The 23,339-nt window shown below is 72.6% G+C and carries 27 protein-coding genes; 18 read left to right on the forward strand and 9 right to left on the reverse strand.

Features of this window, described 5'->3' with window-relative positions:
- A partial coding sequence (locus B9O00_RS14380; RefSeq protein ID WP_143596239.1) for a transposase occupies positions 1-213 on the forward strand: 213 nt, incomplete at its 5' end.
- Positions 214-351: 138 nt separating this feature from the next.
- Here B9O00_RS14380 and zapE read toward each other — a convergent pair.
- Positions 352-1,473 (reverse strand): cell division protein ZapE, encoded by a 1,122-nt coding sequence (gene zapE / locus B9O00_RS14385; protein WP_085123387.1) that lies wholly within the window; start codon positions 1,471-1,473, stop codon positions 352-354.
- Positions 1,474-1,678: 205 nt separating this feature from the next.
- Positions 1,679-2,347 (reverse strand): helix-turn-helix transcriptional regulator, encoded by a 669-nt coding sequence (locus tag B9O00_RS14390; RefSeq protein WP_085123388.1) that lies wholly within the window; start codon positions 2,345-2,347, stop codon positions 1,679-1,681.
- Positions 2,348-2,437: 90 nt separating this feature from the next.
- On the opposite strand from B9O00_RS14390, the gene B9O00_RS14395 reads away from it, so the two are divergent.
- The gene (locus tag B9O00_RS14395) at positions 2,438-4,018 is read left to right on the forward strand and encodes a Rieske 2Fe-2S domain-containing protein (protein WP_085123389.1); all 1,581 of its coding nucleotides are present in this window, start codon (positions 2,438-2,440) and stop codon (positions 4,016-4,018) included.
- Positions 4,018-4,773 (forward strand): SDR family oxidoreductase, encoded by a 756-nt coding sequence (locus B9O00_RS14400; protein WP_200808515.1) that lies wholly within the window; start codon positions 4,018-4,020, stop codon positions 4,771-4,773. Before B9O00_RS14395 ends, B9O00_RS14400 begins: the two co-directional genes overlap by 1 nt.
- A 10-nt stretch (positions 4,774-4,783) precedes the next feature.
- Here the strand turns inward: B9O00_RS14400 and B9O00_RS14405 are convergent, their stop codons facing one another.
- Positions 4,784-5,197, reverse strand: coding sequence for a metallopeptidase family protein (locus tag B9O00_RS14405; RefSeq protein ID WP_218822868.1), 414 nt, complete (start codon positions 5,195-5,197; stop codon positions 4,784-4,786).
- Positions 5,198-5,216: 19 nt separating this feature from the next.
- Between B9O00_RS14405 and B9O00_RS14410 the strand changes: the two genes are divergently transcribed.
- Both B9O00_RS14410 and B9O00_RS14415 read left to right on the forward strand, forming a co-directional pair.
- Positions 5,217-5,588, forward strand: coding sequence for a 4a-hydroxytetrahydrobiopterin dehydratase (locus B9O00_RS14410; RefSeq protein WP_322111198.1), 372 nt, complete (start codon positions 5,217-5,219; stop codon positions 5,586-5,588).
- A 170-nt stretch (positions 5,589-5,758) separates the two neighbouring features.
- A complete protein-coding gene (locus B9O00_RS14415) occupies positions 5,759-6,388 on the forward strand; it encodes a DUF1013 domain-containing protein (RefSeq protein ID WP_085123391.1) in 630 nt (209 codons plus the stop codon).
- Positions 6,389-6,526: 138 nt separating this feature from the next.
- Here B9O00_RS14415 and B9O00_RS14420 read toward each other — a convergent pair whose 3' ends face one another.
- Positions 6,527-7,303, reverse strand: a complete 777-nt coding sequence (locus B9O00_RS14420) for an SDR family NAD(P)-dependent oxidoreductase (RefSeq protein ID WP_085123392.1) — start codon at positions 7,301-7,303, stop codon at positions 6,527-6,529.
- A 144-nt stretch (positions 7,304-7,447) separates the two neighbouring features.
- Here B9O00_RS14420 and B9O00_RS14425 point away from each other — a divergent pair, with 144 nt between their 5' ends.
- The 3 genes from B9O00_RS14425 (at position 7,448) to B9O00_RS14435 (ending at position 9,679) form a co-directional block, all read left to right on the forward strand.
- Complete coding sequence (locus tag B9O00_RS14425; RefSeq protein WP_085123393.1) at positions 7,448-7,999, forward strand: DUF2786 domain-containing protein; 552 nt, start codon at positions 7,448-7,450, stop codon at positions 7,997-7,999.
- Positions 8,000-8,078: 79 nt separating this feature from the next.
- Entirely contained in the window at positions 8,079-8,855 is a 777-nt protein-coding gene (locus B9O00_RS14430) for an AraC family transcriptional regulator (RefSeq protein ID WP_085123394.1), read from the forward strand.
- 101 nt (positions 8,856-8,956) lie between these two features.
- Positions 8,957-9,679, forward strand: coding sequence for a haloacid dehalogenase type II (locus B9O00_RS14435; protein WP_085123395.1), 723 nt, complete (start codon positions 8,957-8,959; stop codon positions 9,677-9,679).
- Positions 9,680-9,726: 47 nt separating this feature from the next.
- Here the strand turns inward: B9O00_RS14435 and B9O00_RS14440 are convergent, their stop codons facing one another.
- On the reverse strand, positions 9,727-10,098 hold the full coding sequence (locus B9O00_RS14440; protein ID WP_085123396.1) for a VOC family protein: 372 nt from the start codon (positions 10,096-10,098) through the stop codon (positions 9,727-9,729).
- Positions 10,099-10,167: 69 nt separating this feature from the next.
- Positions 10,168-10,860: a helix-turn-helix transcriptional regulator gene (locus tag B9O00_RS14445; RefSeq protein WP_085123535.1), complete on the reverse strand. Its 693-nt coding sequence runs from the start codon at positions 10,858-10,860 to the stop codon at positions 10,168-10,170.
- Between the two features lie 185 nt (positions 10,861-11,045).
- On the opposite strand from B9O00_RS14445, the gene B9O00_RS14450 reads away from it, so the two are divergent.
- Complete coding sequence (locus tag B9O00_RS14450) at positions 11,046-11,270, forward strand: hypothetical protein (protein ID WP_085123397.1); 225 nt, start codon at positions 11,046-11,048, stop codon at positions 11,268-11,270.
- Here B9O00_RS14450 and B9O00_RS14455 read toward each other — a convergent pair.
- Entirely contained in the window at positions 11,267-13,168 is a 1,902-nt protein-coding gene (locus B9O00_RS14455) for a propionyl-CoA synthetase (RefSeq protein ID WP_085123398.1), read from the reverse strand. The two genes, B9O00_RS14450 and B9O00_RS14455, sit on opposite strands and share 4 nt — an antisense overlap.
- 199 nt (positions 13,169-13,367) lie before the next feature.
- On the opposite strand from B9O00_RS14455, the gene B9O00_RS14460 reads away from it, so the two are divergent.
- The 9 genes from B9O00_RS14460 (at position 13,368) to B9O00_RS14500 (ending at position 21,738) form a co-directional block, all read left to right on the forward strand.
- Positions 13,368-13,982 carry a MarR family winged helix-turn-helix transcriptional regulator gene (locus tag B9O00_RS14460; protein ID WP_085123399.1) on the forward strand — a complete coding sequence of 205 codons (615 nt, stop codon included), beginning with the start codon at positions 13,368-13,370 and terminating at the stop codon, positions 13,980-13,982.
- 49 nt (positions 13,983-14,031) lie between these two features.
- Entirely contained in the window at positions 14,032-15,066 is a 1,035-nt protein-coding gene (locus B9O00_RS14465; RefSeq protein WP_085123400.1) for an ABC transporter substrate-binding protein, read from the forward strand.
- A gap of 67 nt (positions 15,067-15,133) precedes the next feature.
- Positions 15,134-16,231, forward strand: coding sequence for an ABC transporter ATP-binding protein (locus tag B9O00_RS14470; protein ID WP_085123401.1), 1,098 nt, complete (start codon positions 15,134-15,136; stop codon positions 16,229-16,231).
- A gap of 4 nt (positions 16,232-16,235) precedes the next feature.
- Complete coding sequence (locus B9O00_RS14475) at positions 16,236-17,090, forward strand: ABC transporter permease (RefSeq protein WP_085123402.1); 855 nt, start codon at positions 16,236-16,238, stop codon at positions 17,088-17,090.
- Positions 17,087-17,923 (forward strand): ABC transporter permease, encoded by an 837-nt coding sequence (locus B9O00_RS14480; RefSeq protein ID WP_085123403.1) that lies wholly within the window; start codon positions 17,087-17,089, stop codon positions 17,921-17,923. The genes B9O00_RS14475 and B9O00_RS14480 overlap by 4 nt, the downstream gene beginning before the upstream one ends.
- A gap of 20 nt (positions 17,924-17,943) precedes the next feature.
- A complete protein-coding gene (locus B9O00_RS14485; RefSeq protein WP_085123404.1) occupies positions 17,944-18,786 on the forward strand; it encodes a polysaccharide deacetylase family protein in 843 nt (280 codons plus the stop codon).
- Complete coding sequence (locus B9O00_RS14490; RefSeq protein ID WP_085123405.1) at positions 18,786-19,550, forward strand: SDR family NAD(P)-dependent oxidoreductase; 765 nt, start codon at positions 18,786-18,788, stop codon at positions 19,548-19,550. Before B9O00_RS14485 ends, B9O00_RS14490 begins: the two co-directional genes overlap by 1 nt.
- A gap of 14 nt (positions 19,551-19,564) precedes the next feature.
- Positions 19,565-20,323 carry an SDR family NAD(P)-dependent oxidoreductase gene (locus tag B9O00_RS14495; RefSeq protein WP_085123406.1) on the forward strand — a complete coding sequence of 253 codons (759 nt, stop codon included), beginning with the start codon at positions 19,565-19,567 and terminating at the stop codon, positions 20,321-20,323.
- A gap of 11 nt (positions 20,324-20,334) precedes the next feature.
- Complete coding sequence (locus B9O00_RS14500) at positions 20,335-21,738, forward strand: amidase (protein WP_085123407.1); 1,404 nt, start codon at positions 20,335-20,337, stop codon at positions 21,736-21,738.
- A 2-nt stretch (positions 21,739-21,740) separates the two neighbouring features.
- Here B9O00_RS14500 and B9O00_RS33075 read toward each other — a convergent pair whose 3' ends face one another.
- The gene (locus tag B9O00_RS33075) at positions 21,741-22,325 is read right to left on the reverse strand and encodes an EndoU domain-containing protein (RefSeq protein WP_159460219.1); all 585 of its coding nucleotides are present in this window, start codon (positions 22,323-22,325) and stop codon (positions 21,741-21,743) included.
- The gene (locus tag B9O00_RS33080) at positions 22,322-23,296 is read right to left on the reverse strand and encodes a hypothetical protein (protein ID WP_159460220.1); all 975 of its coding nucleotides are present in this window, start codon (positions 23,294-23,296) and stop codon (positions 22,322-22,324) included. The genes B9O00_RS33075 and B9O00_RS33080 overlap by 4 nt, the downstream gene beginning before the upstream one ends.
- Positions 23,297-23,339 lie beyond the last annotated feature (43 nt).

Genomic DNA, 23,339 nt, shown 5'->3' on the forward strand with positions numbered 1-23,339 from the left:
TCGGCCGTCGACGGACGCACGACCCGCCACCCCGGCTATGCCGTCAGCCAGCGCCTGCGTAAGCGCATCGAAGAGGCCTTCGGCTGGATCAAGACCACCGGCGGCCTGCGCAAGACCCGCCATCGCGGCCTCGCGCGCGTCGGCTGGATGTTCACCCTGCGCGTCGCCGCCTACAACCTGGTCAGGCTGCCCAAGCTGCTCGCTGCGACCTGAGCGGGCCAGGACTCCGTCCGAAGCAGGCCGAAACACCAGAAAGCGACCGCAAAACCAGGGCAACGGCCCACATCCCCTCGCCGACAGCCCCGATCTGAGCCCGCCGGCGCGGAAAATCGCTCCTATTTCCGCAGCCTGCTAGGTCAGGTGCGGCTGCTCGATGTAGGCGGCCGACTGCATCTCGCTGAGGCGGCTGGCGGTGCGTCGGAACTCGAAGGCGCCGTCGCCCTCGGGATAGAGCGCCTCCGGCGGCGCGGCGGCCGAGACCACCAGGTTGACCCGGTGCTCGTAGAGCGCGTCGATCAGGTTCATGAAGCGCCGCGCCTCATTGCGCCGCTCGGGCGAGAGCAGCGGCACGCCGGACAGCACGACGGAATGGAAGTGCGTCGCGATCGCCAGGTAGTCCTCGGCGCCGAGCGGCCGCTCGCAGAGCTCGGCGAAGCCGAAGCGCGCGACGCCGCGCGCGCAGGCGGCGATCTCCAGGCGCCGGCCCTTGACGGTCAGGCTGCCGGCCTTGACCTCGGCGCCCTCGGTCAGGGCGGCGAAGGCGTGGTCGAGCGCCGCCTCGGCTTCGGGGGCGAGCGGCGCGTGGTAGACCGCGCGGTCGTGCAGCCGGGCCAGGCGGTAGTCGGTGCCGGCGCCGAGGTCGAGGATGTCGAGGCGCTGCTTCAGCAGGCCGATGAAGGGCAGGAAGCGGTCGCGCTGCAGCCCGCCCTCGTAGAGCCGGTCGGGCTCGAAGTTCGAGGTCGCGACGACCACGACGCCGCGCTGGAACAGCGATTCGAAGAGCCGAGACAGGATCATCGCGTCGGCGATGTTGATCACCACGAACTCGTCGAAGCAGAGCAGCCAGGCCTCCTCGGCCAGCTGCCCGGCAAGCTCGGGCAGGGGATCGGCCTTGCCGCCGCGGGTCCTGCGGCGCCAGGCCTCGAGCCGGTCCTGGACCTCGATCATGAAGGCGTGGAAGTGCACCCGCCGCTTGCGCTCGATCGGCGCCGAGCGGAAGAACAGGTCCATCAGCATCGACTTGCCGCGGCCGACCGGGCCGTAGAGGTAGAGTCCCTGGGGCGGTTCCTCGGGGCGGCGCGCCAGGCCGAGCCGCGCCTTCCAGCCGCCCGGCTCGGCGGCCGACGGCCGGTAGCTGCGCAGCGCGTTGTGCAGCGACTGCAGCTTCTCGGCGGCCAGCTCCTGCGCCGGGTCGACGCGGAGCTCGCCGGCGCGGCGCAGCGCGCGATAGGCGTCGAGCGGGGTCTCGGTCATGGCAGGGGGCTGGTGCAGTCGCGGGGCTCGGAGGGCAGGGCCACCCTACCTAGCCGACCGCGGCCGCGCTTGCTAGGCCCCGGCGCGGCCGGCGCTGCCACGCCCCTCGACAAGCTCGGGACGAAGCGACTGTTCGAGCCAGCCAAGAGTCTGCTTCATCCCGAGCTTGTCGAGGGATGTGGGAGACCGACGGCCGCCGGTGCCGCTACCCCTTCGCGGTGATCCGGTAGGCGCAGCGCCGGGCGCCCGCCAGGATATGGTCGACGCGCTCGACCTCGGCATCCTTGCCGAGCACCTTGCGGAAGACCTCGAGCTCGACCTGGCAGAGGCCGCTGCAGGCGCGGGCGGCGACGCAGATCGGGCAGTGGTTCTCGACCAGCAGCCAGCCGCCGCCCTGCGCGTCGCCGAGCGCCTCGACCCCGGCCATGTAGCCCTCCGACTCGCGGATCGTGGCCAGGGCGGCGACCCGCTCCGCGAGGGGCGCTTCGCGGTCGACGCGCTTCCTGTAGTCGGCCGTCACCTGCTTGCCGCGCGCCTTCAGCAGCTTCGCCAGGCCCTTGTCGCCGAAGGCCTTGCCCATGGCGGCCAGCAGGCCGGCCGAGAGCTCGGCATGGGCATCGGGGAAGTAGCGCTCGGCCGCGGGGGTCAGGCGCCACAGCTTGGCCGGCCGGCCGACCGGCCGCGCCTCCTCCTCGTAGATCACGAGGCCTTCGTCGCGGAGCGCGTAGAGGTGCTGGCGCACGGCCATCGCGGTGACCGCCAGCTCGCCGGCCAGGCTGGCGGCGTCCTGGGCGCCGCGCAGCTTGAGCAGGCGCAGGATCGTCTCGCGGCTGCGGGCTTCGGGTTTCGGCTGACGGGTCGCGGCGGCGGTCATGGCAGTTTGGTAAAGACTCTTCTTGCGAAAGGCAAGGCGCCGGTGCAGTCTTTCATTTATAAAATAAAATCTTGCGAAAAGGAGACGCCCATGGAACCGCAGTGGCACGAGGTCGCGCACCTCGACTCGCTGCCGGCCGACGGCCGACGACTGGTCAGGGTCGAGGGCCGGCAGATCGCTCTGTTCCGTCGCGGCGAGCAGGTCTGGGCCTGCAACAACCGCTGCCCGCACGAGGGCTATCCATTGATCGAGGGCACGGTAAGCCCCGCCGAGGGCTGCGTGCTGACCTGCAACTGGCACAACTGGAAATTCGACCTGGTCAGCGGCGAGACCCTGATCGGCGGCGACAGCCTGCGCCGCTATCCGGTACGCCTGGACGGCGGCCGCGTGCTGCTCGACCTCGCCGAGCCGCGGGCCGAGGCGCGCCGCGAGGCGGCGCTGGCCGGCATCGCCGGCGCCTTCGAGCGCAACGAGCGCGACCGCATGGCGCGCGAGCTGGCGCGGCTGCAGCGCGCCGGCGGCGATCCCCTGGAGGCGATCCGCCGCGCCGTCACCTGGACCCATGACCGCTTCGAGTTCGGCACGACCCACGCCCTGGCGGCGCTGCCCGACTGGCTGGCGCTGCGCGAGCGCTGGGCAGGGACGCCGGCCGAGCGGCTGGTGCCGCTGGTCGAGGTGCTCGACCACCTCAACTGGGACAGCCTGCGCCGGCCCTCCTATCCCTTCGCGGAGGACCGGGCGCCCTGGTCTCCCGAGGCGCTGGTCGCGGCCATCGAGGCCGAGGACGAGCCGGCCGCCGTGGCCGTGCTGCGCGGCGGCCTGGCCGAGGGCCGGTCCTTCGCCGAGCTGGAGGCGTCGTTCGCCGCGGCCGCGCTGGCGCACTACCAGGACTTCGGCCACTCGGCGATCTACACCCTGAAGGCCGGCCAGGCGATCGCGCGGCTCGGCCCAGAGGTCGCCGAGCCGGTGCTGTTCGCCCTGGTCCGGTCGCTGGTCTCGGCGGAGTGCGAGGACCTGATTCCCGAGTTCCGGGCCTACGGACCGGCGTTCGCCGCCTGGGACGGGCGCGGCGACCGGCCGGTGGCGGCGGCCGACTTCCGCGGCCTCGGCGTCAGGCAGGCGCTGGCGCGCTGTCTCGAGTCGAGCGGCCGGCCGGACGAGCTGCACGCCGCGCTGCTCGGCGCAGCCGCCGGGCAGTGGCTGCGCTTCGACCTGTCGCTCGACCGGCAGCAGGACAACCCGGTGTCGCGCAACGTCAACTGGCTCGACTTCACCCACGCCGTGACCTTCGCCAACGCGGTGCGCCATCTCGCCGCGCGCCACCCGGCGGTGCGGCCGGCCGGCCTGCTGCAGATCGCCTGCTTCCTCGGCCGCAACACGACCTTCCTGGATCCGGCCGTCGCCGAGGCCGGTTGGGCGGTCGCCGAGCCGGAGGCCTTTCTCGCCGGGCGCTTCCGCGCGCTCTTCGACCACGCCGTGCCCGAGCCGATCATCTCGGCGCACCTGGTCAAGGTGCTGACCGCGGTCGAGGAGGAGTGGCAGGCCTTCCCGGAGGCGCCCTGGCGCGGCACCCTGCTGGCCGCAACCCGGCGCTTCCTCGACAACCCGCCGAAGCGTCGCCACGGCCTGCGCGTCGCCAACCAGGCGCTGGATTTCGTGGAGGCCGAGTGATGCCGTCCCTGATGCCGGCTCTCGCCGGGCGGCGCGCGCTGGTCACCGGCGCGGCGCGCGGCCTGGGCGCCGCCTTCGCGGTCGTGCTGGCCGACCTGGGCGCCGAGGTCGTCGCGACGGCGCGCCGACGCGAGCGCCTGGAGCCGCTGGCCGGGGCGATCGCGGCGCGCTGCGGCCGCCGGCCCGAGACCCTGGCGCTCGACCTCGCCGACGACGCCTCGCTGGCGCAGGCGGCGGAGGCGGTCGCCGCCGGCGGTCTCGACCTGCTGGTCAACAACGGCGCCTTCTGGCTGCCCGGCCGGCTCGCCGAGCTGGCGCCGGAGGAGATCCGCCAGGCAGTCGACAGCGCGGTGACCGGCACGCTGCTCGTGACCCGGGCGCTGCTGCCGGCGCTGCTCGCCGCGCCGGCCGGGGACATCGTCACCGTGGTCTCGATGAGCGGCCTGCCCAACGTGCCGCTGTTCGGCGCCTCGCCGGCCTTCTATGCCGCCAAGCACGGCCAGGCCGGCCTGGCCGACGGCCTGCGCCAGGAGCTGCGCGGCACCCCGGTGCGCTCGATCGCCATCCATCCGCCGATGATCGAGGACGTGTCGCCGCTCGAGCCCGCCTGGGACGGCCTGCCGGCGCGCGGCAAGGAACGCGGCATCACCAACCGGGACGTCGTCGAGGCCGCGCTCTTCGCGCTCGGCCGGCCGCGCAGCTGCACCGTGGCGAGCCTGGTGCTCGACGCCGACAGCGGCGGGATCTTCGGCTAGAAGCCCGGCCCTAGGCCTCCTGCTCGATGCGCTCCATGTCGTCGTCGGACAGGCCGAAATGGTGGCCGATCTCGTGGATCAGGACGTGGCGGACGACCCGGGTCAGGTCCTCCTCGCTCTCGCACCAGTAGTCGAGGATCGGCCGGCGGTAGAGATAGATCTGGTCGATGTCCTGGGGCTGTGCCATGACGCTCTGCCGGGTCAGGTCGACGCCGCGGTAGAGGCCCAGGATGTCGAAGTGCGACTCCAGGTCCATCTCGTCCATGGTCTCGTCGTCGGGGAAGTCCTCGACCCGGATCGCGACGTTCTCGACGAAGCGGCGCAGCTGCACGGGAATCGCGCTCAGCGCCTCCCGGGCCATGGCCTCCATGTCCTCGATCGTCGGTGGTGCGCCGTAGCGGTGCAGCAGATTCGGACGTGCCATTGCCAAGCCTCTCATGGCCATGCCTTACCTTCCCTTGACCGGCAGGTCCAGGGCTGCCACGTCAGGAGCCACGGCGAGCGCAGCGCGAGGACATGCGGACATGGCGGAAAAACTGTCTCCTGAACGGCGCGACGAGGTCCTGGCCGGGTTGGCCGGCTGGCGTGCCGTCGAGAACCGGGACGCGATCGCGAAGTCCTTTCGCTTCGCGGACTTCAACGCCGCCTTCGGCTTCATGAGCCGGGTCGCGCTGATGGCGGAGAAGATGGATCACCATCCCGAATGGTTCAATGTCTACAACCGGGTCGAGGTCCTGCTCTCGACCCACGACGCCGGCGGCCTGACCGAGCTGGACGTCCGGCTCGCCCGCTTCTGCGACGAGGCGGCCGGCTGACCGGAAGAGCGCCCGATGAAAAGCCGGCAACCTCTGTTACAATTGTCTGAATTGCACTTTTTTCGAGCGCCCGCTGCCGCTATATAGGGGCCCATTCCGAAAAAGTCGGAGCATCGCCCTGGTGCGATGCGGCGACGGGCGAAGGGCCCGGCGCCGGAGGAGGAGGATTTATGTCCAATCTGCCGCTCATGCCCAAGGCGACCGCCGTCTGGCTGGTCGACAACACCTCCCTGACCTTCGAGCAGATCGCCGCGTTCTGCGGCCTGCATCCTCTCGAGGTCCAGGGCATCGCGGACGGCGAGGTCGCCGGCGGCATTCAGGGTATGGACCCGGTCGCCAGCAACACCCTGACCAAGGAGGAGATCGCGCGCTGCGAGCAGGATCCGGCCACGCGGCTCAAGATGGCCAAGCGCGACCTGCCGGAGCCGGCCAAGCGCACCAAGGGCCCGCGCTACACGCCGGTCGCCAAGCGCCAGGACAAGCCCGACGGCATCGCCTGGCTGCTGCGCAACCACCCGGAGCTCAAGGACAGCCAGGTCTCCAAGCTGATCGGCACGACCAAGACGACGATCCAGGCGGTGCGCGAGCGCACGCACTGGAACTCGTCGAACATCCGGCCGCGCGATCCCGTGCTGCTCGGCCTGTGCAGCCAGACCGAGCTCAACGCCTCGGTGCTGCGCGCCCGCAAGGCCGCCGAGCGCGCCGGCGAGCCGATCCCCCAGCCGGAGCCGATGCCGGAGATCGAGCCCGAGGCGCCCGCCTCGAACCGCCCCGACCTGTCGATGTTCAAGCTGGGCTGAGGGACCTACGCGCTCCAACGCCCCTCGACAGGCTCGGGACGAAGCCGACCGTAGCGCGAACGGCCATGGGCGCCACCTGCCCTTACGGTGGCTTCACCCCGAGCCTGTCGAGGGGTGTGGGAGCGCTGTCGGCGCCGCCTACCCCTTCACCGGCACGGTGTAGTTCAGCGCCAGGCGGCCGCCGTCGGGATAGATCGTCTGGCCGGTGATGTAGCTGGCCTCCTCGCTGGCCAGGAAGACGGCGACCGAGGCGATCTCCTCGGGCTCGCCGACCCGGCCCAGGGGCGTGCGCATCAGCACGCCCTTCATCTTTTCGGGATCGTTGACGACCGAGGCCAGCACCTCGGTGCGGATCGAGCCGGGGCCGATGCCGTTGACCCGGATGCCCTTGTCGGCCAGCGCCAGGGACATGACCTTGGTCAGCTGATTGACCCCGCCCTTGGCGACCACGTAGGGCGTGATCGAGGGAATCGCCATGACCGCGTTGACCGAGGACATGTTGATGATCGCGCCGCCGGTCCCCTGTGCGACCATCTGGCGCGCCGCCGCCTGGCCGGTCAGGAACACGCCCTTGAGGTTGACGCGCAGGACCGCGTCGAAGTCCTCCTCGCTGAACTCCAGGAAGTCGCCGGCCTTGACGATGCCGGCGTTGGCCAGCGCGACGTCGAGCCGCCCGAAGGCGGCGACCGTCGAGGCGATCAGGGCCTCGACCTCGGCCCTGCTGCCGACGTCGCAGCGCACGAAGAGCGCGTCCGAGCCGGCTTCCTGCAGCGCCTCGACCGCGGCCTCGCCGCGCGCCACGGCGAGATCCGCGATCACCACCTTGGCGCCCTCGGCGGCGAAGGCCCTGGCGCAGGCGAGGCCGATGCCGGCGGCCCCTCCGGTGACCAGGGCAACCTTGTCCTTCAGCCGCATGGCTCCGCTCCTTGACCTGTCGCTGGTTGAGGCCGGCGAAGCTGCCACGCCGGCGGGCCCGCCTCAAGGGCCCGCACCGGATGGCCGATCTTCACCGGGTCGGGGTGGAGCCGGCGGCGAAAGGCCTTATGCTGTCCGGTCGTCATGACCGAGGCCTTCGCCACCTCCCAGAAGGAGCGCTTCCGCAAGCTCCTGCTGCTCGCCGCCGAGAGCCCCTTCGAGGGCGAGCGGGCGGCGGCGCTGGCGGCTGCCGAGCGGCTCGCCACCCGCTTCGGCATGACCCTGGACGAGGCGGCCGGCGCCGCGGCCGAGCCCGAGCCGAAGGCGCGCGGCCGGCGCGCCGCCGATGCGGACGGCGCGGACGACTGGTCCGGCCCGCGCGCCCGCCGCTCGGCGCCGGAGTGGATGCGCCAGGCCGCGACCGGCTACGCCTACGAGGCTTCGGCCGCGGCCAGCCGGGCGCGCCAGCGTCACCGCGAGCAGGTCGAGGCGGCCCAGCGCCGCGAGGAGGAGGAGCGGCGCCAGGCCCAGGCTCTGCACCGCAAGTCGGGCGTGCGCAGCGAGCGCCGCATGCCGGCGCGCGACTTCGCCCGCACCTTGATCCAGCAGACCGGCTTCAGCCTGCGCGAGATCGGCGAGATCACCGGCCTGACCCAGCACGAGCTGGTCGGCCTGAAGCTCAAGCTGCGCGGCTGAGGGTCCTTTCCGCCGGCGCCGTTCGGAGCCATTCTGGCGGCTCGGCGACGCGGCGGGCGGGCGGCCCGGGAGAAGAGCGATGCAGACGGGGTTCGATGCGGAGCGGGTGCAGCTGCACTGCTATTCGCCGCGGCACGACAGCCACAGCCACGCCTATCACCAGGTCATCCTGCCGCTGCTCGGCACCCTGGAGCTGGAGACCGCGATCGGCGGCGGCACCGTCGGCGAGCGGGACTTCGCGGTCGTCGCCGCGGGACACGAGCACGGCTTCCGCGGCCTCGGCGACAACCGCTTCGTGACGCTCGACGTGCCGGCGCCCGAGGCCGGCGCCGAGGTCCCGCTGTGGCGCGCCGCGTCGCGGCGGCTGTTCTTCCCGATCGACGAGCGGCTCGGCGGCCTGCTGGCCTTCGCCCGCGGCTGCGGCGAGGGCGCCTTCGCCGCGGCCGGCTTCCGGGCCGGCCTGGGCGCCCTGCTGCTGCACGGCCTGGCCCCGGAGTCCGTCGCTCCCGAAGCCGGCGCCGACGAGCCGGCGGCCCTGGCGCGGGCGAAGGCCTTCGTGCGCGGGCATTTCGCCGAGCCGATCACGGTCGAGGACATGGCCGGCGCCGCCCGGGTCAGCGTCGCGACGCTGCACCGCCTGTTCCGGGCCCGCGGCGCCGGCTCGCCGGCGAAGTACCTCAGCGCGGTGCGGCTCGCCCGGGCGCGCGCGCTGCTGGCGGGCGGGCGCCTGCCGATCGCCGAGATCGCGCTCGCCTGCGGCTATTCCGAGCAGAGCGCGCTGAGCCGCGCCCTGCGCCGCGAGCACGGCCTGTCGCCGGCGGCCTGCCGCCGGCGGGCGGGGCGGGCGCGGTCCTGATCGGCTCGGTCAAGAAGCTGCGCCTCCGGGTCAAGACGGCGGCGCCCGGCGCTGCTTGACTGCCGCCACCGCGACCCGAGTCGCGAAGGGAGACGACGAGCATGAGACTGACCGATTTCACCACCCTGACCTTCGACTGCTACGGCACGCTGATCGACTGGGAGAGCGGCATCGTCCAGGGCCTGAAGCCGCTGGTCGAGAAGGTCGGCCGGGAGCTGTCCCGCGACGCGATCCTGGAAGCCCACGCGCGCCACGAATCCGCCCAGCAGAAGCAGACCCCGGCGAAGCGCTATCAGGAGCTGCTGGCCACGGTCTACCGGCGGCTCGCGGAGGAGTGGCGCGTCCCGGCCGACTGGCAGGAGTGCCTGGCCTACGGCCGCAGCGTGAAGGACTGGCCGGCCTTCCCGGACTCCGCCGAGGCGCTGCGCTACCTCAAGCAGCACTACCGGCTGGTCATCCTCTCGAACGTCGACAACGAGAGCTTCTCGGCCAGCAACGCCAAGCTGGGCGTCGAGTTCGACGCCGTCTACACGGCCGAGGACATCGGCTCCTACAAGCCCGCCGACGCCAACTTCGACTACCTGCTGCGCAACCTCGCGACGCTCGGCATCGGGCGCGGCGAGATCCTGCACACGGCGGAAAGCCTGTTCCACGACCACGTGCCGGCCAATCGCCACGGCCTGACCTCCTGCTGGATCTACCGGCGCCACGGCAAGGAAGGCTTCGGGGCGACGATGGATCCCGGCGCCACCCCGAGCTACGACTTCCGCTTCGACTCCATGGCCGCCCTCGCCGCGGCGCACGGGGAGGAGCTGGCGGGCTGAGCGGCGGCCCCCGGCCTCCGGCTGAGGAGGGGGCCGCCTTCCCAGCCTCAGAGCGTCACGGCGAAGACCCGGAGGCGGTGGCCGTCGGGGTCGAGCGCCACGAAGGCGCGGCCGAAGTCGAGGTCGCTCGGCGGCTGCGCGATGGCCAGGCCGCGGGCCTGCCAGTCGGCGTGGATCGCGTCGACCGCGGCGGGTTCCGCGACCTTGAAGCCGAGCTCGCCGGCGCCCGGCGCGGCGGCCGGCGCCGGCTCGACCGTCTGGCGCGACCAGAGGCCGAGCATCAGGCCGGACTCGAGGGCGAAGAGCACGAAGGTCGGCGAGGCCTGGAGCGGCTCGCGGCCGAGCAGGCCGGCATAGAAGCGGCCGCTCGCCTCGGGGCTGTCGACATAGAGCAGCAGGTAGCTGGGATCGTGGCTCATGGCGGGTCTCCGTCGTTGGGGTGTGACGGAAACCTAGAGGCCGCTGCTGTCAGATTCCGGCAGCAGCGATCACGGCCGCGGCGGGATCTTCTCGGCCGCGCGCCACTCGGCGACCAGGGCCTGGCGGCGGCGCGGGTAGCGTGTCTCCGTCGGCGTCAGGCCGGCGATGCGGTCGATCCGGAAGTGCCGGAAGCCCCGGCGCAGCTCGCACCAGGCGGCGAGCACCCGGACCCGCTCGAAGAAGCCGAGCGCGAAGGGCCAGACGAGGCGCGTCGACTCCTGCCCGGCCGCGTCGCGGTAGACCAGCTCCAGCTTGCGCTCGGCACGCATCGCCCGGCGGATCGTCGCCAGGGCGTCGCCCTCGGCCTCGTTCGGCCCGCCGGTCACGGCATGGAGCGGCGTCGTCTCCAGCGCGTCGCGCAGGTCGGGCGGCAGCACCGCGGCGACCTTGGCGAGGGCGTCGCGGGCCGCCGCGCCGAGCCGTTCGTCGGCCTGGCCGGCGACCCAGCGCGAGCCGAGCACCAGCGCCTCGATCTCGTCCTCTGAGAACATCAGCGGCGGCAGCAGGAAGCCGGGCTTGAGCACGTAGCCGAACCCGGCCGCGCCCTCGATCCCGGCGCCCTGGGCCTGCAGGCTGGCGATGTCGCGGTAGAGCGTGCGCAGGCTGACGCCGAGCTCCTCGGCCAGGAGGTGGCCGCTGACCGGCCGGCGGTGGCGGCGCAGGATCTGCAGCAGGTCGAGCAGGCGTTCGGAGCGGGACAAGAGCGGAGCCTCGGGGGTCGGTCGCCGCAGCATGCCACAGGGCTGCGCCGCCCTGGCAGCTCGTCGCCTCTTGTGCGACGTGCCGCGCTGCATCAACACTCGGTGAGGGTCGGTGGCGACCGCTTGCCGAAAGGCGCGCGGCCGCTCACCTCCAGGAAGAACCGCCAGGTCGAGGAGTCGCGCCGATGACCACCGTCCGTCCGCCGCTCGCGAGGTCCCTGCTCGCGCTCGGCACCCTGCTCGCCGCCGGACTGCTGCTCGCCGGCTGCCGCACCGACGGCATTCACCGCTGGGGCACTGCCGCCGACGCCATGTCGAGCGGCGATCGCGCTCCGGCGAGCGAGGACGACTCGGCAGCGGCGATGCGCCGCCTCTTCTCGCCGCTGCGGACCGGGCCCGCCGGGCGCTAGCCGGCCTTCCTCCCGATCCCGGCGCCGCCCAGGCTCTGGGTGATCTCCTCGAGGATCGCGGGATCGTCGATGGTCGCCGGCAGCTTGTAGTCCTCGCCATCGGCGATCTGGCGCATGGTGCGCCGGAGGATCTTGCCCGAGCGGGTCTTCGGCAGCCGCTGCACGACGATGGCGGTCTTGAAGGCGGCGACCGGGCCGATGCGGTCGCGCACCATGGCGACGCATTCCCTGGCGATCTCGGCGTGCGGCCGGTTGACCCCGGCCGAGAGCACCAGGAAGCCGACCGGCACCTGGCCCTTCAGGGCGTCGGCGATGCCGATCACGGCGCACTCGGCGACGTCCGGGTGGGCGGCCAGCACCTCCTCCATGGCGCCGGTCGAGAGGCGGTGGCCGGCGACGTTGATGATGTCGTCGGTGCGCGCCATGACGAAGACGTAGCCCTCCTCGTCGATGTAGCCGGCGTCGCCGGTCTCGTAGTAGCCGGGGAAGTTGGTCAGGTAGGTCTTCACGAAGCGCTCGCGGCCGTTCCAGATGCCCGGCGTCGTGCCCGGCGGCATCGGCAGCCGGCCGGCGATGGCGCCGACCTGGCCGGGGCCCATCGGCTTGCCGTCGGGATCCAGGACCTCGAGCCGCCAGCCCGGCACGGCCTTGGTCGGCGAGCCCGGCTTGACCGGCAGCGCCTCGATGCCGATGCAGTCGGCGGCGATCGACCAGCCGGTCTCGGTCTGCCACCAGTGGTCGATGACCGGCACCTTGAGCTGCTTCTGCGCCCATTCCAGGGTATCGGGATCGCAGCGCTCGCCGGCCAGGAACAGGGTCCGGAACTTCGCGAGGTCGTAGCCGGCCAGCAGCTTCGCCTCGGGGTCCTGCTGGCGGATCGCCCGGAAGGCGGTCGGCGCGGTGAACAGCGTCGTGACGCCGTGCTGCTCGATGACCCGCCAGAAGGCGCCGGCGTCGGGCGTGCCGACCGGCTTGCCCTCGTAGAGCACCGTCGTGTTGCCGCTCAGCAGGGGGCCGTAGACGATGTATGAGTGGCCGACGACCCAGCCGACGTCGCTGGCCGCCCAGTAGACCTCGCCGGGCTCGACCCCGTAGATGTTCTGCATCGACCACTTGAGCGCCACGGCGTGGCCGCCGTTGTCGCGCACGATGCCCTTGGGCTGGCCGGTCGTGCCGGAGGTGTAGAGGATGTAGAGCGGGTCGGTCGCCTCGACCGGCACGCAGTCGGCCGGCTCGGCGCCGGCCACCGCCTCCTGCCAGTCCTCGTCGCGGCCGGGGGCCAGCTCGCAGCGCTCCTGCGGGCGCTGCAGGATCAGGCAGCGCTCGGGCTTGTGGCGGGCCATCATGATCGCGGCGTCGAGCAGCGGCTTGTACTGCACGACCCGGGCGACCTCGATGCCGCAGGAGGCCGAGAGGATCATCTTCGGCCGGCAGTCGTCGATGCGCGTCGCCAGCTCGCTGGCCGCGAAGCCGCCGAAGACCACCGAGTGGATCGCGCCGAGCCGGGCGCAGGCCAGCATGGCCATCGCCGTCTCGGGGATCATCGGCATGTAGATGATGACCCGGTCGCCGCGCCCGACGCCGCGCGCCGCCAGGGCGCCGGCCAGGCGCGCGACCTCGTCGCGCAGCTGGCGGTAGCTGTAGTGGCGCACCGTGTCGGTGACCGGCGAGTCGTAGATCAGCGCAAGGCGCTCGCCGTTGCCGTCCTTCACGTGGCGGTCGAGGCAGTTGTAGCATGTGTTGAGCTTGCCGCCGCGGAACCAGCGCCAGATCGGCTGGTCGCTGTCGTCGAGCACCCTGTCCCAGCGCTCGCTCCAGTGGATCGCCTCGGCGGCCTCGCCCCAGAAGCCCTCCGGATCGGCGACGGAGCGGGCGTGGATCTCGTCGAACTTGCCCATGGTGCGGAGGACCTCCCCTGGCTGACCTTCTTGCTTGGCGCGCAGTCTGCCGCGCCGGCGCCGCGAGGTAAACGGGCGGCGGCAGTGCAGTCTCGGGCGCCGCCGCCGGTCGTGCCTTGCGGCAGGTCAAGCGCCGATGCCGGCAGTTCGCCGGATTTTATCTTTTGGAAAAGCTAAATTGAGATGATAGAAAGCTCATATGACGCAGAACGCTGCCGGCAATCTCGCCAGCCCGGACATCGACCCGGCCTTCGACATCGTCGGCCGCGGCATGGCGCAGTGGCGCCGCCAGCGGCCGGACATCGACTGCTCGGGCAAGGCCATCGTCGGCCGGATCCTGCGCCTGCAGGACGTCATCCTGCGGGCGGTCAACGTGGCGCTGGAGCGTCACGGCCTGCGCTATCCCGCCTATGCCGTGCTGGCGACGCTGCGCGCCTCGGGGCCGCCGTTCCGCATGTCGCCCTCGCGGCTGCGCGAGACGCTGCTGCTGACCTCGGGCGGCACCTCGAACCTGCTGGCGCGGCTGGAGGGCCGCGGCTGGCTGGTCCGCCGGGCCGATCCGCTGGACGGCCGGGCGGTGATCGTCGAGCTGACCGAGGCGGGACGCGAGCTGGCCGACCAGGCGATGGCCGACCACGCCGAGGTCGAGCGTGAGCTGGTGCGGATGTTCAGCCAGGCCGAGCAGGGCGCCTTCGCCGCCATGCTGAGCCGCATGCTGGTGCTGAACGGCGCCTCGGGCACCAGCCTGCCCAGGGACCGTGCGGACGGGCCCGAGGCAGGCGACGGCGAGGCAGACAACGAGATGCCGGCGTGAAGAGCCGGCGCCACAGGAGCAGGGCGATCAACGAACGGGAGAAGATCCGATGATCGGTAGCAAGGCTGGAACGTTCCTGCTGGCGGCCGCGCTTTGCGCGTCCTTCGGCATTCCGGCGGCCCGGGCCGCCGACGAGCTGGTGGTGGCGACCTTCGGCGGCTCCTTCGCCGACGCGACCCAGGCCTGTCACATCAAGGCCTTCGAGAAGGAGACCGGCGCCAAGGTGATCACCACCCTGGGCAGCTCGGTCGACATTGCGGCCAAGATCCGCGCCACCGCAGGCAGCCCGGACATCGACGTGGCCTACATGGACATCTCGATCGCCAAGCAGATCAAGGCGGAGGGCCTGCTCGAGACGCTCGACTTCAAGAGCCTCTCCGACTACGCCGAGGTCGCGCCCCAGGCCTTCGACAAGGACGGCCAGTTCGTCAACTTCATGACGGCGGCGACGGTCATCGCCTACAACCCGGAGAAGGTGAAGACGCCGCCGACCTCCTGGAACGACCTCTTCGACCCGAAGTACGCCGGCAAGATCGCGCTCGGCGACATCACCGGCACCTCGGGCCTGCACTTCCTCCTGGCCGTCAACAAGATGAAGGGCGGCGACTTCGCCAGCGAGGACGCCGGCTTCGCGGCGATCAAGGCGCTGATGCCCAACGTCGTGATGCTCTATACCCAGGCCGACCAGCTGGTCGAGCTGTTCGAGCGCGGCGACATCGTCATGGCGCCCTGGTACCCGGACCGCGCCGGCTCGGCCGCCGACAAGGGCGTGCCGGTCGCCGTCGCCTACCCGAAGGAGGGCGGCGTCGGCATCCAGCCGACGGTCTCGGTGCCCAAGGGCGCGCCGAACAAGGCCCTGGCCATGAAGTACATCGAGGTCCTGCTGTCGAAGGAGGGGCAGAAGTGCTTCGCCGAGAGCAAGTACGCGGGGCCGGTGAACACCAAGGTCGAGCTGTCGGAGAAGGTCAGCAAGATCGTGCCCTTCGGCGAGAGCTACGAGAAGCTCTGGTATCCGGACACCGACGCGATCGCCAAGCTGCGGCCCGGCTGGACCGAGCGCTGGCAGAAAGAGGTCGCCCGCTAGCGGCGGGCGCCCGGCGGGGCGGCCGAGGGTCGCCCCGTCTCCCACACGAGCTGTCCGGAAGAAGCCGATGGCCACCCTCCAGATCGCCGGCCTGAGCAAGCGCTTCGGCGACTTCGTCGCGGTCGACGACTTCGCGCTCGCGGTCGCGCACGGCGAGTTCGTCTCGCTGCTCGGCCCCTCGGGCTGCGGCAAGAGCACGATCCTTAGGATGATCGCCGGGCTGATCGAGCCCGATGCCGGCAGCATCCGGCTCGGCGAGGAGGAGGTCGCCTGGCAGCCGCCGCACCGGCGCAACATCGGGCTGGTCTTCCAGTCCTACGCGCTGTTCCCGCACATGAGCGTCTTCGAGAACGTCGCCTTCGGCCTGAGGCGCCGCCGCGTCGCCGAGGCGACGATCGCCGAGCGCGTCGCCGATGCCCTGGCGCTGGTCCGCCTGACCGGGCTGGAGCGCCGCCTCCCGCGCGAGCTGTCCGGCGGCCAGCAGCAGCGCGTCGCCCTGGCCCGGGCGATCGCCCCGCGCCCGGCCCTGCTGCTGCTCGACGAGCCGCTCTCGAACCTCGACGCCAAGCTGCGCGACGTCATGCGCCTCGAGCTGCGCCGGCTGCAGCAGGAGCTGCGGATCACGACGGTCTTCGTGACCCACGACCAGGAGGAGGCGCTGACCATGTCGGACAGGATCTGCGTCCTGTCCCACGGCGTGCTGCAGCAGGTCGGCACGCCGCGCGAGATCTACAGCCACCCGGCGACGCCCTTCGTCGCCGAGTTCTTCGGCCGCTCCAACGCCTTCGACGCGACGGTCGCCGCCCTCGGGCCGCGGCCCACGGTCACCCTGGCGGGCGGCCCGACCCTGACCGCGGCGCAGCTGCCGGCCGGCCTCGCCGTCGGCGCGCCGGTGCGCGTCACCATCCGGCAGGAGAGCGTGGCGCTGGTCGAGGGGGCTGCCGGCGGCGCGGACAACCGCTTTGCCGCGAGCCTGGTGCTGGCCTCCTTCGCCGGCCGCGACCAGCAGTTCGTGCTGCGCCTGCCCGAGGGCATCGAGCTGACCGCCGAGGCGCGCATCGGCCGCGGCGAGGCGCCGCTGGAGCCGGGGCTCGCGGTCGAGGTCGCGATCGCCTGCGAGGACGTCATCGTCATGCCGGCCGCCGGCGCGGCGGGCGCGGCCTGAGGCCATGAGGCGCTGGCTCGACCGCTCGGGCTTCGGCCTGCTCTCGGCGCCGCTGCTGGTGCTGCTCTGCGTCTTCGTGGCGCCGCTGCTGGTGCTGCTGCCAACCAGCTTCCATCCCTACCAGCCGGGCCGCGGCATCGGCACCGCCTGGACGCTGACCAACTACGCCCAGATCCTCGGCGACGGCTTCTACCTGGAGATCATCGCCCGCACGCTCGGGCTCGGCCTGATCGTCGTCGCCGCGACCCTGCTGGTCGGCTACCCGCTGGCCTACTTCCTGGCGCGCACCCGCTCGCGCCTCAGGCCCTGGCTGATCATCCTGGTGATCTTCCCGCTGCTGCTGAACCTGGTCGTGCGCTCCTTCGGCTGGATCGTGCTGCTGTCGAACCACGGCCTGGTCAACGACCTCCTGATCGCGCTGCAGCTGATCGAGCGGCCGCTCAAGCTGATGTTCAACTTCACCGGCCTGCTGGTCGGCCTCAGCCACATCTTCCTGCCCTTCATGGTGCTGGTGCTGATCGGCACGATCCAGAACATCCCGCGCGACGTCGAGGACGCGGCGCGCACCCTCGGCGCCTCGCGCTGGACCGTGCTGCGCGAGGTGACGCTGCCGCTCAGCCTGCCCGGCATCCTCTCGGGCTCGATCCTGGTCTTCGTGCTGACCATCTCGGCGCTGGTCACGCCGCGGCTGCTCGGCGGGCCGACCTATCAGGTCATGTCGACGCTGATCTACGACGAGTTCCTGAAGATCCTGAACTGGCCGCGCGGCGCCGCCATGGCCTTCATCCTGACCGCCATCGTGCTGCTGCTGGTCTGGGCTTCCGGGCGCCTGGCCCGGCGCTGGGCGTCGGTCCGATGAGCGGCGTCGCGGCCCCGCGCGGCCACCGCCCCCTCGGCCTTCGCATCCGGCGCGCGCTCGCCGGTGCCGGCCTGCCGGCCTATGCGGCGCTGGCCCTGCTGTTCCTGCAGGTGCCGGTGATCATCGTCGTGCTCGCCTCGATCACCACGACCTCCTACCTGACGGTGCCGCCGGTCGGTGCGACCCTGAAGTGGTACTGGCAGGTGCTCGGCGACGAGTCCTACCGCGACGCCATCGTCTTCAGCCTGGCCCTCGCGGTGGTCGCGACGCTCGTCGCGCTGGCCCTCGGCACGGCCGCCGCCTACGCCCTGACCCGCCGCAGGGTGCCGGGCGCCGAGGCGATCAGCGCCGCCCTGATGGCGCCGCTGGTCTTTCCGGCGGTCGTCGTCGCCGTGGCGCTGCTGCAGTACTACACGCTGATCGGCGTGCGCGGCAGCTTCGCCGGCCTCGCGATCGCCCACGTGCTGATCACGCTGCCCTACGTCGTGCGCTCGGTGCTGGCCTCGATCGCCGGCGCCGACCCGGCGCTGGAGGAGGCGGCGCGGACCCTCGGCGCCGACGGCTGGACCGCCTTCCGCCTGGTCACCCTGCCGCTGATCAAGCCGGGGCTGGTCGCCGGGGCGATCTTCTCCTTCATCGTCTCCTTCGACAACGTGCCGGTCTCGATCTTCCTGGTCAGCGTCCGCCACACCACCCTGCCGGTGAAGATCTTCACCGCCGTCGAGCACGGCATCGACCCGGGCATCGCGGCGATCTCGACGCTGCTGATCCTGGCGACCGGCTTCTGCCTAGTCGTGGCCGAGCGCTGGGTCGGCTTCCACCGCTTCGCCTGAACTTCCGAGAGGCCTCCGCCATGCCCCTGACCCCGAACGGCTTTCCCGTGATGCTGACCTTCGATCTCGACGCCGAGACCATGTGGACGGCGCGCGATCCGAAGAACGCGGAACGGCCGGTCGTGCTGTCCCAGGGCGCCTACGGCTGGAAGGTCGGCACCGGCCGCATCCTCGAGCTGCTCGACCGCTACGGCGTCAAGGCCACCTTCTTCGTGCCCGGGCTGGTCATCGAGCAGCGCTGGGCGCTCTGCGAGGAGATCCTGAAGCGTGGCCACGAGATCGGCCACCACAGCTGGTCGCACCGCTGGATCCTGACCCTGACGCCCGAGGAGGAGCGCGAGGAGATGGAGCGGGGCCTGGAGATCATCGAGCGGCTCAGCGGCCGCAAGCCGGCCGGCTGGCGCTCGCCGGCCGCCGAGCTCAGCCCGATCACCATGCCGCTGCTGCTGGAGAAGGGCTTCAGCTACTCCTCCAACTTCTTCGACGACGATTCGCCCTACCTCCACGTCCACGAGGGCCGGCAGACCGACCTGGTCGAGTTCCCCTTCGCCTGGGTGCTCGACGACGCGCCCTTCTTCCAGTACTCGATCACCCTGCCGGGCCGGACCATGCAGGCGCCCTCGGCCGTCGCCGAGGCCTGGTGCGCGGAGTTCGACACGCTCTATGCCGAGGACCGGGCCTTCACCCTGGCGATGCATCCCCAGATCATCGGCCGCGGCTCACGCCTGCTCGCGCTGGAGCGGCTGATCGAGCACATCCGGGGGCACGAGGGCGTCTGGTTCGCGCGCTGCGACGTCGTCGCCGAGGCGCTGCGGCCGGCCCTGAAGGCGGCGGCCGGGACAGCCGGGACAGGAGCGGCCTGATGCGCCTCGCCGGCCGCCGGATCCTGATCAGCGGCGCGGCCTCCGGCATCGGCCGTGCGACCGCCGAGGTCTTCCACCGCGAGGGCGCGGCCCTGGCGCTGCTCGACCGCGACGCCGGCCGCCTGGCCGAGACCGCCGAAGCGCTCTCCGGCGGCGAGGGGCCGGCGGTCGCCTGGGCGGTCGCCGAGATCGCCGACGAGGCGGCGGTCGGGGCCGCGGTCGCCGAGACGGCGGCGGCCCTCGGCGGTCTCGACGGCGTCGTCTCCTCGGCCGGCATCGACCTGCTGAAGCCCTTCGGCGAGGTCAGCGCCGCCGAATGGCGGCAGGTGCTCGAGGTCAACCTGACCGGTCCCTTCAACCTCTGCTCGGCGGCGCTTCCCTTCCTGCGCGCGGCCGGCGGCGGCAGCATCGTGCAGGTCGCCTCGGGCGCCGCGCTCCGGCCGCTCGCCGGGCGCACGGCCTACTGCGCCTCGAAGGCCGGCCTGGTGATGTTCGCCAAGGCGCTCGCCGTCGACCTGGCCGACGACGGCATCCGGGTCAACGCGATCTGCCCGGGCATCATCGACACGCCGTTGTTCCGCCAGTCCTTCGAGCGGGCGCCGGACCCCGAGGCCGAGCTGGAGCGGATCCTCGACCGCTACCTGATCCGCCGGGTCGGCCGGCCCGAGGACATCGCCTACGCGGCGCTCTACCTGAGCTCGGCGGAATCGGCCCACGTCACCGGCACGACCCTGGCCGTCGACGGCGGCCGCAGCTTCCATTGAGCGAGGAGCCCGCCATGTCCGCCTTCGCGCTCTCGGGCGTCGCCCTGGTCACCGGGGCCGCCAACGGCATCGGCCGGGCCAGCGCGCTGGCGCTCGCCGCCGCCGGGGCCGAGGTCGCGCTGCTCGACCGCGAGGAGACGGCCCTGGCGGAGGCGGCCGAGGCGGTCCGCGCCGCCGGGCGGCGGGCGCTCGCGATCGCCGTCGACTGCACCGACGGCGCCGCGGTCGAGGCCGCCGTCGCCCGCGCCGAGGCCGAGCTCGGTCCGGTCGAGACGCTGTTCAACAACGTCGGCCAGAGCGCCCGCGACAAGGCCGGGCCCTTCCTCGAGTCCGAGGAGGCGACCTGGCGCTTCGTGCTCGAGGTCTCGCTGCTGACGACGCTGCGCACCAGCCGGCTGGTCGCGCCCGGCATGGCCGCGCGCGGCCGCGGCCGGATCGTCAACATGTCGACCGAGTCGGCCTTCTACGGCGACAGCGGCCTGGCCGACTACGCGGCGGCCAAGATGGGCGTCGTCGGCTTCACCCGCTCGCTGGCCCGGGAGCTGGCGCCGCAGGGCGTCACGGTCAACGCGGTGGCGCCGGGCGCGATCCGCACCCGCGCCCACGACCGCCTGCCGCGCGCCGTGATCGACCGGATCCGCGAGAGCGTGCCGCTCGGCTTCGTCGCCGAGCCCGAGGACGTCGCCAACGTCGTCGTCTTCCTGGCCAGCCCGGCCGCCCGCTACGTCACCGGCCAGACGCTGCTGATCGACGGCGGCCGCTGGATGATCTGAGAGGAGCTGCCATGAACGCGGAGGACTACCGGGCGCTCGGCGCCCTGGAGATCGCACGGCTGGTCGCCGCCGGCGAGGTCTCCGCGCGCGAGGTCGTCGAGGCGGCGCTGGCCCGGATCGAGGCCAGCGAGCCGGCGGCCAACGCCTTCATCCACCTCGATCCGGACGGCGCGCGGATCGAGGCCGACCGGCTCGACGCCGCCCGGGCCGCCGGCGAGCCCCTGGGGCCGCTCGCCGGCGTGCCGGTCTCGGTCAAGGACCTGGTGCACGTCGCCGGCATGCCGACCTCGCTCGGCTCCAGGGTCTTCGCCGGCACGCCGGCGCCGGAGGACGCGGTGCCGGTCGCCCGGCTGCGCGCCGCCGGCGCGGTGATCCTGGGCAAGACCACGACCCCGGAGCTCGGCCACAAGCCGATCACCGAGAGCCCGCTGTTCGGCCGCACGCTCAATCCCTGGAACCGGGCCTACACCAGCGGCGGCTCGAGCGGCGGCGCCGCGGTCTCGCTGGCGGTCGGCCAGGTGCCGCTCGCCGTCGGCACCGACGGCGGCGGCTCGATCCGCATCCCGGCCAGCGTCTGCGGCGTGCTCGGCCTGAAGGCGACCCAGGGCCGGATCCCCCACGTCCATGCCGCCGACCTCTTCGCCAACAACTCCTTCATCGGCCCGATGGCGCGCAGCGTCCGGGATCTGGCGGCAATGTATGCCGCCATGGCCGGGCCGGACCCGCGCGATCCCTGGTCGAAGGTGCTGCCCGAGCCGCGGCCGGCGGTGCGGGCGCGCCGGGTCGGCGTCGCGCTCACGGTCGGCAACCCGGCGGTCGAGCCCGAGGTCGCGGCGGCCTTCGAGGCGGCCGTCTCGGCGCTGGAGGGCCTCGGCTTCGCGGTCGAGCCGGTCGAGCTCGACCTCTGCCGCCACGAGCCCTTCTTCCGGGCGCAGCTGGAGTCGGCCCTGGCCGGCCGCTTCGGCGAGCGTCTCGCGGCCGACCGCGACCGCTTCGACCGGAGCTTCGTCACGACGGTCGAGAAGGGCCTGGCGCGCAGCGGCGCCGAGGTGCAGGCGGCCAATGCCGCGCGCAGCGCGCTGTTCCGGACGCTCGAGCGGCTGTTCGAGCGCGTCGACCTGCTGGTGACGCCGACGCTCGCCGCCGCCAGCCTGCCCGCCGACACCGACAGCCATGCCGAGGTGGTCATCGCCGGCGTCCCGGCCGGGCCGATCCGGGCCGGCTGGTATCCCTATACCTTCCCGCTGAACCTGACCGGCCATCCGGCCCTCTCGCTGCCCTGCGGCTGGACCGGCGAAGGCCTGCCGATCGGCCTGCAGCTCGCCGGCCGCTGGTACGCGGAGGACCTGCTGCTGTCGGTCGCCGGGGCGCTGGAGGAATGCCTCGCCGTAGAGCGCCGGTCGGTGCCGGCCTGAGCTCAGCGGGGCAGCGGACAGGACCAGGGCAGGGCCTCGCCGCTCGCGTCGTCCTCGAAGGCTGGCCAGGCGGTCGCGACGCAGCGGGCGGCGCCGCAGGCGGCCCGGGCCCGGCGCGCCGGGACCAGCCAGCCCTCGACGGTGAAGCCGGCCCCGCTGGCCCCGCGGAAGAAGCCGCGGCCGTCGGTGCTGCCGTCGCGCAGGGCCGCGAGGATCGCGGCGACGACCCGCCCGACGCTCCAGTCGGCCGGGAACAGCGAGGAGCACTTGCAGGGCCGGCGGAGCCCGGCCGCGCGCGCGCCGGTCAGGCAGACTACGGCGCGGCTGACGCCGTCGGCGTTGGGCCCGGCATAGCGCTGCCGGATCTCCGGTTCCCCGGCGCTGCGTTCGCCGGCCAGGGCGTGATAGCCCTCGAGGGCAGACCTGTGCCGGTCGACCTCGCCGCAGAACAGATGGGTCAGGTCGACCGGCGGATCGCTCGCCGACCAGACGGTCGCGGCACGGCTGCAGTCCGGCGCTGCCGCCGTCGCCGGTCCGGTGGCGGCGAGCGCGAGCCAGAGCAACAGCAGGGCGGCCGCGCGCCTCACTTGCGGCAGTAGTCGAGCAGCGACCTGCGGTCCGCGACCTCGTAGGTCGTGCTCGGCGCCAGCACGAACTCGGTGGCGCCGTAGGGCGGCTCGGCCCGCCCGTCGCCCCAGTCGTAGGTGTAGCCGAGCCGGGTCCAGGGTGCGCCGGCGGGCCGATAGGAATGGTTGGTCGTGCTGACCAGCCAGTTGAACCAGGCGGCGTCGGTCAGGTCGGGCCGGTTCAGGCTGGCCGGCGGATTGAGGTCGCAGGCCAGCTTGTGGGTGTCGGGGTCCGCGCAGGACCGCAGCAGCGCCTCGACCGGCACCCAGAGCTCGACGAAGCGCGAATCGATCGTGCCGGGCGGGATGCCGAGCCGCTGGTTGACCCTGAGCGCGTTGGCCGCCTGGGTCGCCAGGCTGCGATCCGGCCAGTCGAGCGCGGTCCGGCACCAGGCCTGGATCTCCGGCACCAGCGTCACCCAGACGACCGGCCGGGTCGGCGGCGTGCGGCCCTGCTTGTCGGCGTAGTAGCGCTGCTCGCTCTCGGCGTCGGTCCAGACCGCGACCTTGATGCGCTCGCCGCGGCGCTGCAGCGGCGCGTTCGGATCGGAGGGGTCGAGCAGGCCCTGGAAGCGGTCGCGCGGCTCGATCATCGCGGCGTCCTGCAGCGCCAGGGCGAAGGGCCTGGCGAGCTTGTCCGGGCAATCGGCCAGCACCGTCTCGGCGGACAGCCGCTCCAGCGGGTCGGCGAAGCGCTGCGGATCCTTGATCTTCTCCTGGGTGCGCACGCAGACCAGCTGGACCAGCGTGTCGTCGGCCTCGTCGAGCCGTTGCTGGGCCTTGGGCGCCAGGGCGACGGCCTGCTTCTGGCTCTCCGACTCGGGCCGCGTGCCCGGCCGGATCTGCACCGAGCAGCCGGCGAGCAGCGCGATCAGCAGGCCGGCCAGCAGCATCCGGGCGGCGCCAGGCAGCCCCTGCGACGGTCGCGGCATGGCCCTGCTCCCCCTTCCCTTGACGAGCGGACAGGATAGCCGC

The organism is Tistlia consotensis USBA 355 (genome assembly GCF_900177295.1).
Classification (GTDB): Bacteria; Pseudomonadota; Alphaproteobacteria; order Kiloniellales; family DSM-21159; genus Tistlia; species Tistlia consotensis.

Bases quoted from the DNA above. Each gene is read 5' to 3' on its own strand.
- B9O00_RS14415 (WP_085123391.1), top strand. From the start codon at position 5,759: ATGTCCAATCTGCCGCTCATGCCCAAGGCGACCGCCGTCTGGCTGGTC.
- B9O00_RS14435 (WP_085123395.1), top strand. From the start codon at position 8,957: ATGAGACTGACCGATTTCACCACCCTGACCTTCGACTGCTACGGCACG.
- B9O00_RS14500 (WP_085123407.1), top strand. From the start codon at position 20,335: ATGAACGCGGAGGACTACCGGGCGCTCGGCGCCCTGGAGATCGCACGG.
- B9O00_RS14420 (WP_085123392.1), bottom strand. From the start codon at position 7,303: ATGCGGCTGAAGGACAAGGTTGCCCTGGTCACCGGAGGGGCCGCCGGC.
- B9O00_RS14480 (WP_085123403.1), top strand. From the start codon at position 17,087: ATGAGCGGCGTCGCGGCCCCGCGCGGCCACCGCCCCCTCGGCCTTCGC.
- B9O00_RS14450 (WP_085123397.1), top strand. From the start codon at position 11,046: ATGACCACCGTCCGTCCGCCGCTCGCGAGGTCCCTGCTCGCGCTCGGC.
- B9O00_RS14490 (WP_085123405.1), top strand. From the start codon at position 18,786: ATGCGCCTCGCCGGCCGCCGGATCCTGATCAGCGGCGCGGCCTCCGGC.
- B9O00_RS14405 (WP_218822868.1), bottom strand. From the start codon at position 5,197: ATGGCACGTCCGAATCTGCTGCACCGCTACGGCGCACCACCGACGATC.
- B9O00_RS14400 (WP_200808515.1), top strand. From the start codon at position 4,018: ATGCCGTCCCTGATGCCGGCTCTCGCCGGGCGGCGCGCGCTGGTCACC.
- B9O00_RS14475 (WP_085123402.1), top strand. From the start codon at position 16,236: ATGAGGCGCTGGCTCGACCGCTCGGGCTTCGGCCTGCTCTCGGCGCCG.
- B9O00_RS14460 (WP_085123399.1), top strand. From the start codon at position 13,368: ATGACGCAGAACGCTGCCGGCAATCTCGCCAGCCCGGACATCGACCCG.
- B9O00_RS14440 (WP_085123396.1), bottom strand. From the start codon at position 10,098: ATGAGCCACGATCCCAGCTACCTGCTGCTCTATGTCGACAGCCCCGAG.
- B9O00_RS14465 (WP_085123400.1), top strand. From the start codon at position 14,032: ATGATCGGTAGCAAGGCTGGAACGTTCCTGCTGGCGGCCGCGCTTTGC.
- B9O00_RS14395 (WP_085123389.1), top strand. From the start codon at position 2,438: ATGGAACCGCAGTGGCACGAGGTCGCGCACCTCGACTCGCTGCCGGCC.
- B9O00_RS14425 (WP_085123393.1), top strand. From the start codon at position 7,448: ATGACCGAGGCCTTCGCCACCTCCCAGAAGGAGCGCTTCCGCAAGCTC.
- B9O00_RS14390 (WP_085123388.1), bottom strand. From the start codon at position 2,347: ATGACCGCCGCCGCGACCCGTCAGCCGAAACCCGAAGCCCGCAGCCGC.
- zapE (WP_085123387.1), bottom strand. From the start codon at position 1,473: ATGACCGAGACCCCGCTCGACGCCTATCGCGCGCTGCGCCGCGCCGGC.
- B9O00_RS14495 (WP_085123406.1), top strand. From the start codon at position 19,565: ATGTCCGCCTTCGCGCTCTCGGGCGTCGCCCTGGTCACCGGGGCCGCC.
- B9O00_RS14455 (WP_085123398.1), bottom strand. From the start codon at position 13,168: ATGGGCAAGTTCGACGAGATCCACGCCCGCTCCGTCGCCGATCCGGAG.
- B9O00_RS14485 (WP_085123404.1), top strand. From the start codon at position 17,944: ATGCCCCTGACCCCGAACGGCTTTCCCGTGATGCTGACCTTCGATCTC.
- B9O00_RS14470 (WP_085123401.1), top strand. From the start codon at position 15,134: ATGGCCACCCTCCAGATCGCCGGCCTGAGCAAGCGCTTCGGCGACTTC.
- B9O00_RS14430 (WP_085123394.1), top strand. From the start codon at position 8,079: ATGCAGACGGGGTTCGATGCGGAGCGGGTGCAGCTGCACTGCTATTCG.
- B9O00_RS14410 (WP_322111198.1), top strand. From the start codon at position 5,217: ATGCCTTACCTTCCCTTGACCGGCAGGTCCAGGGCTGCCACGTCAGGA.
- B9O00_RS33080 (WP_159460220.1), bottom strand. From the start codon at position 23,296: ATGCCGCGACCGTCGCAGGGGCTGCCTGGCGCCGCCCGGATGCTGCTG.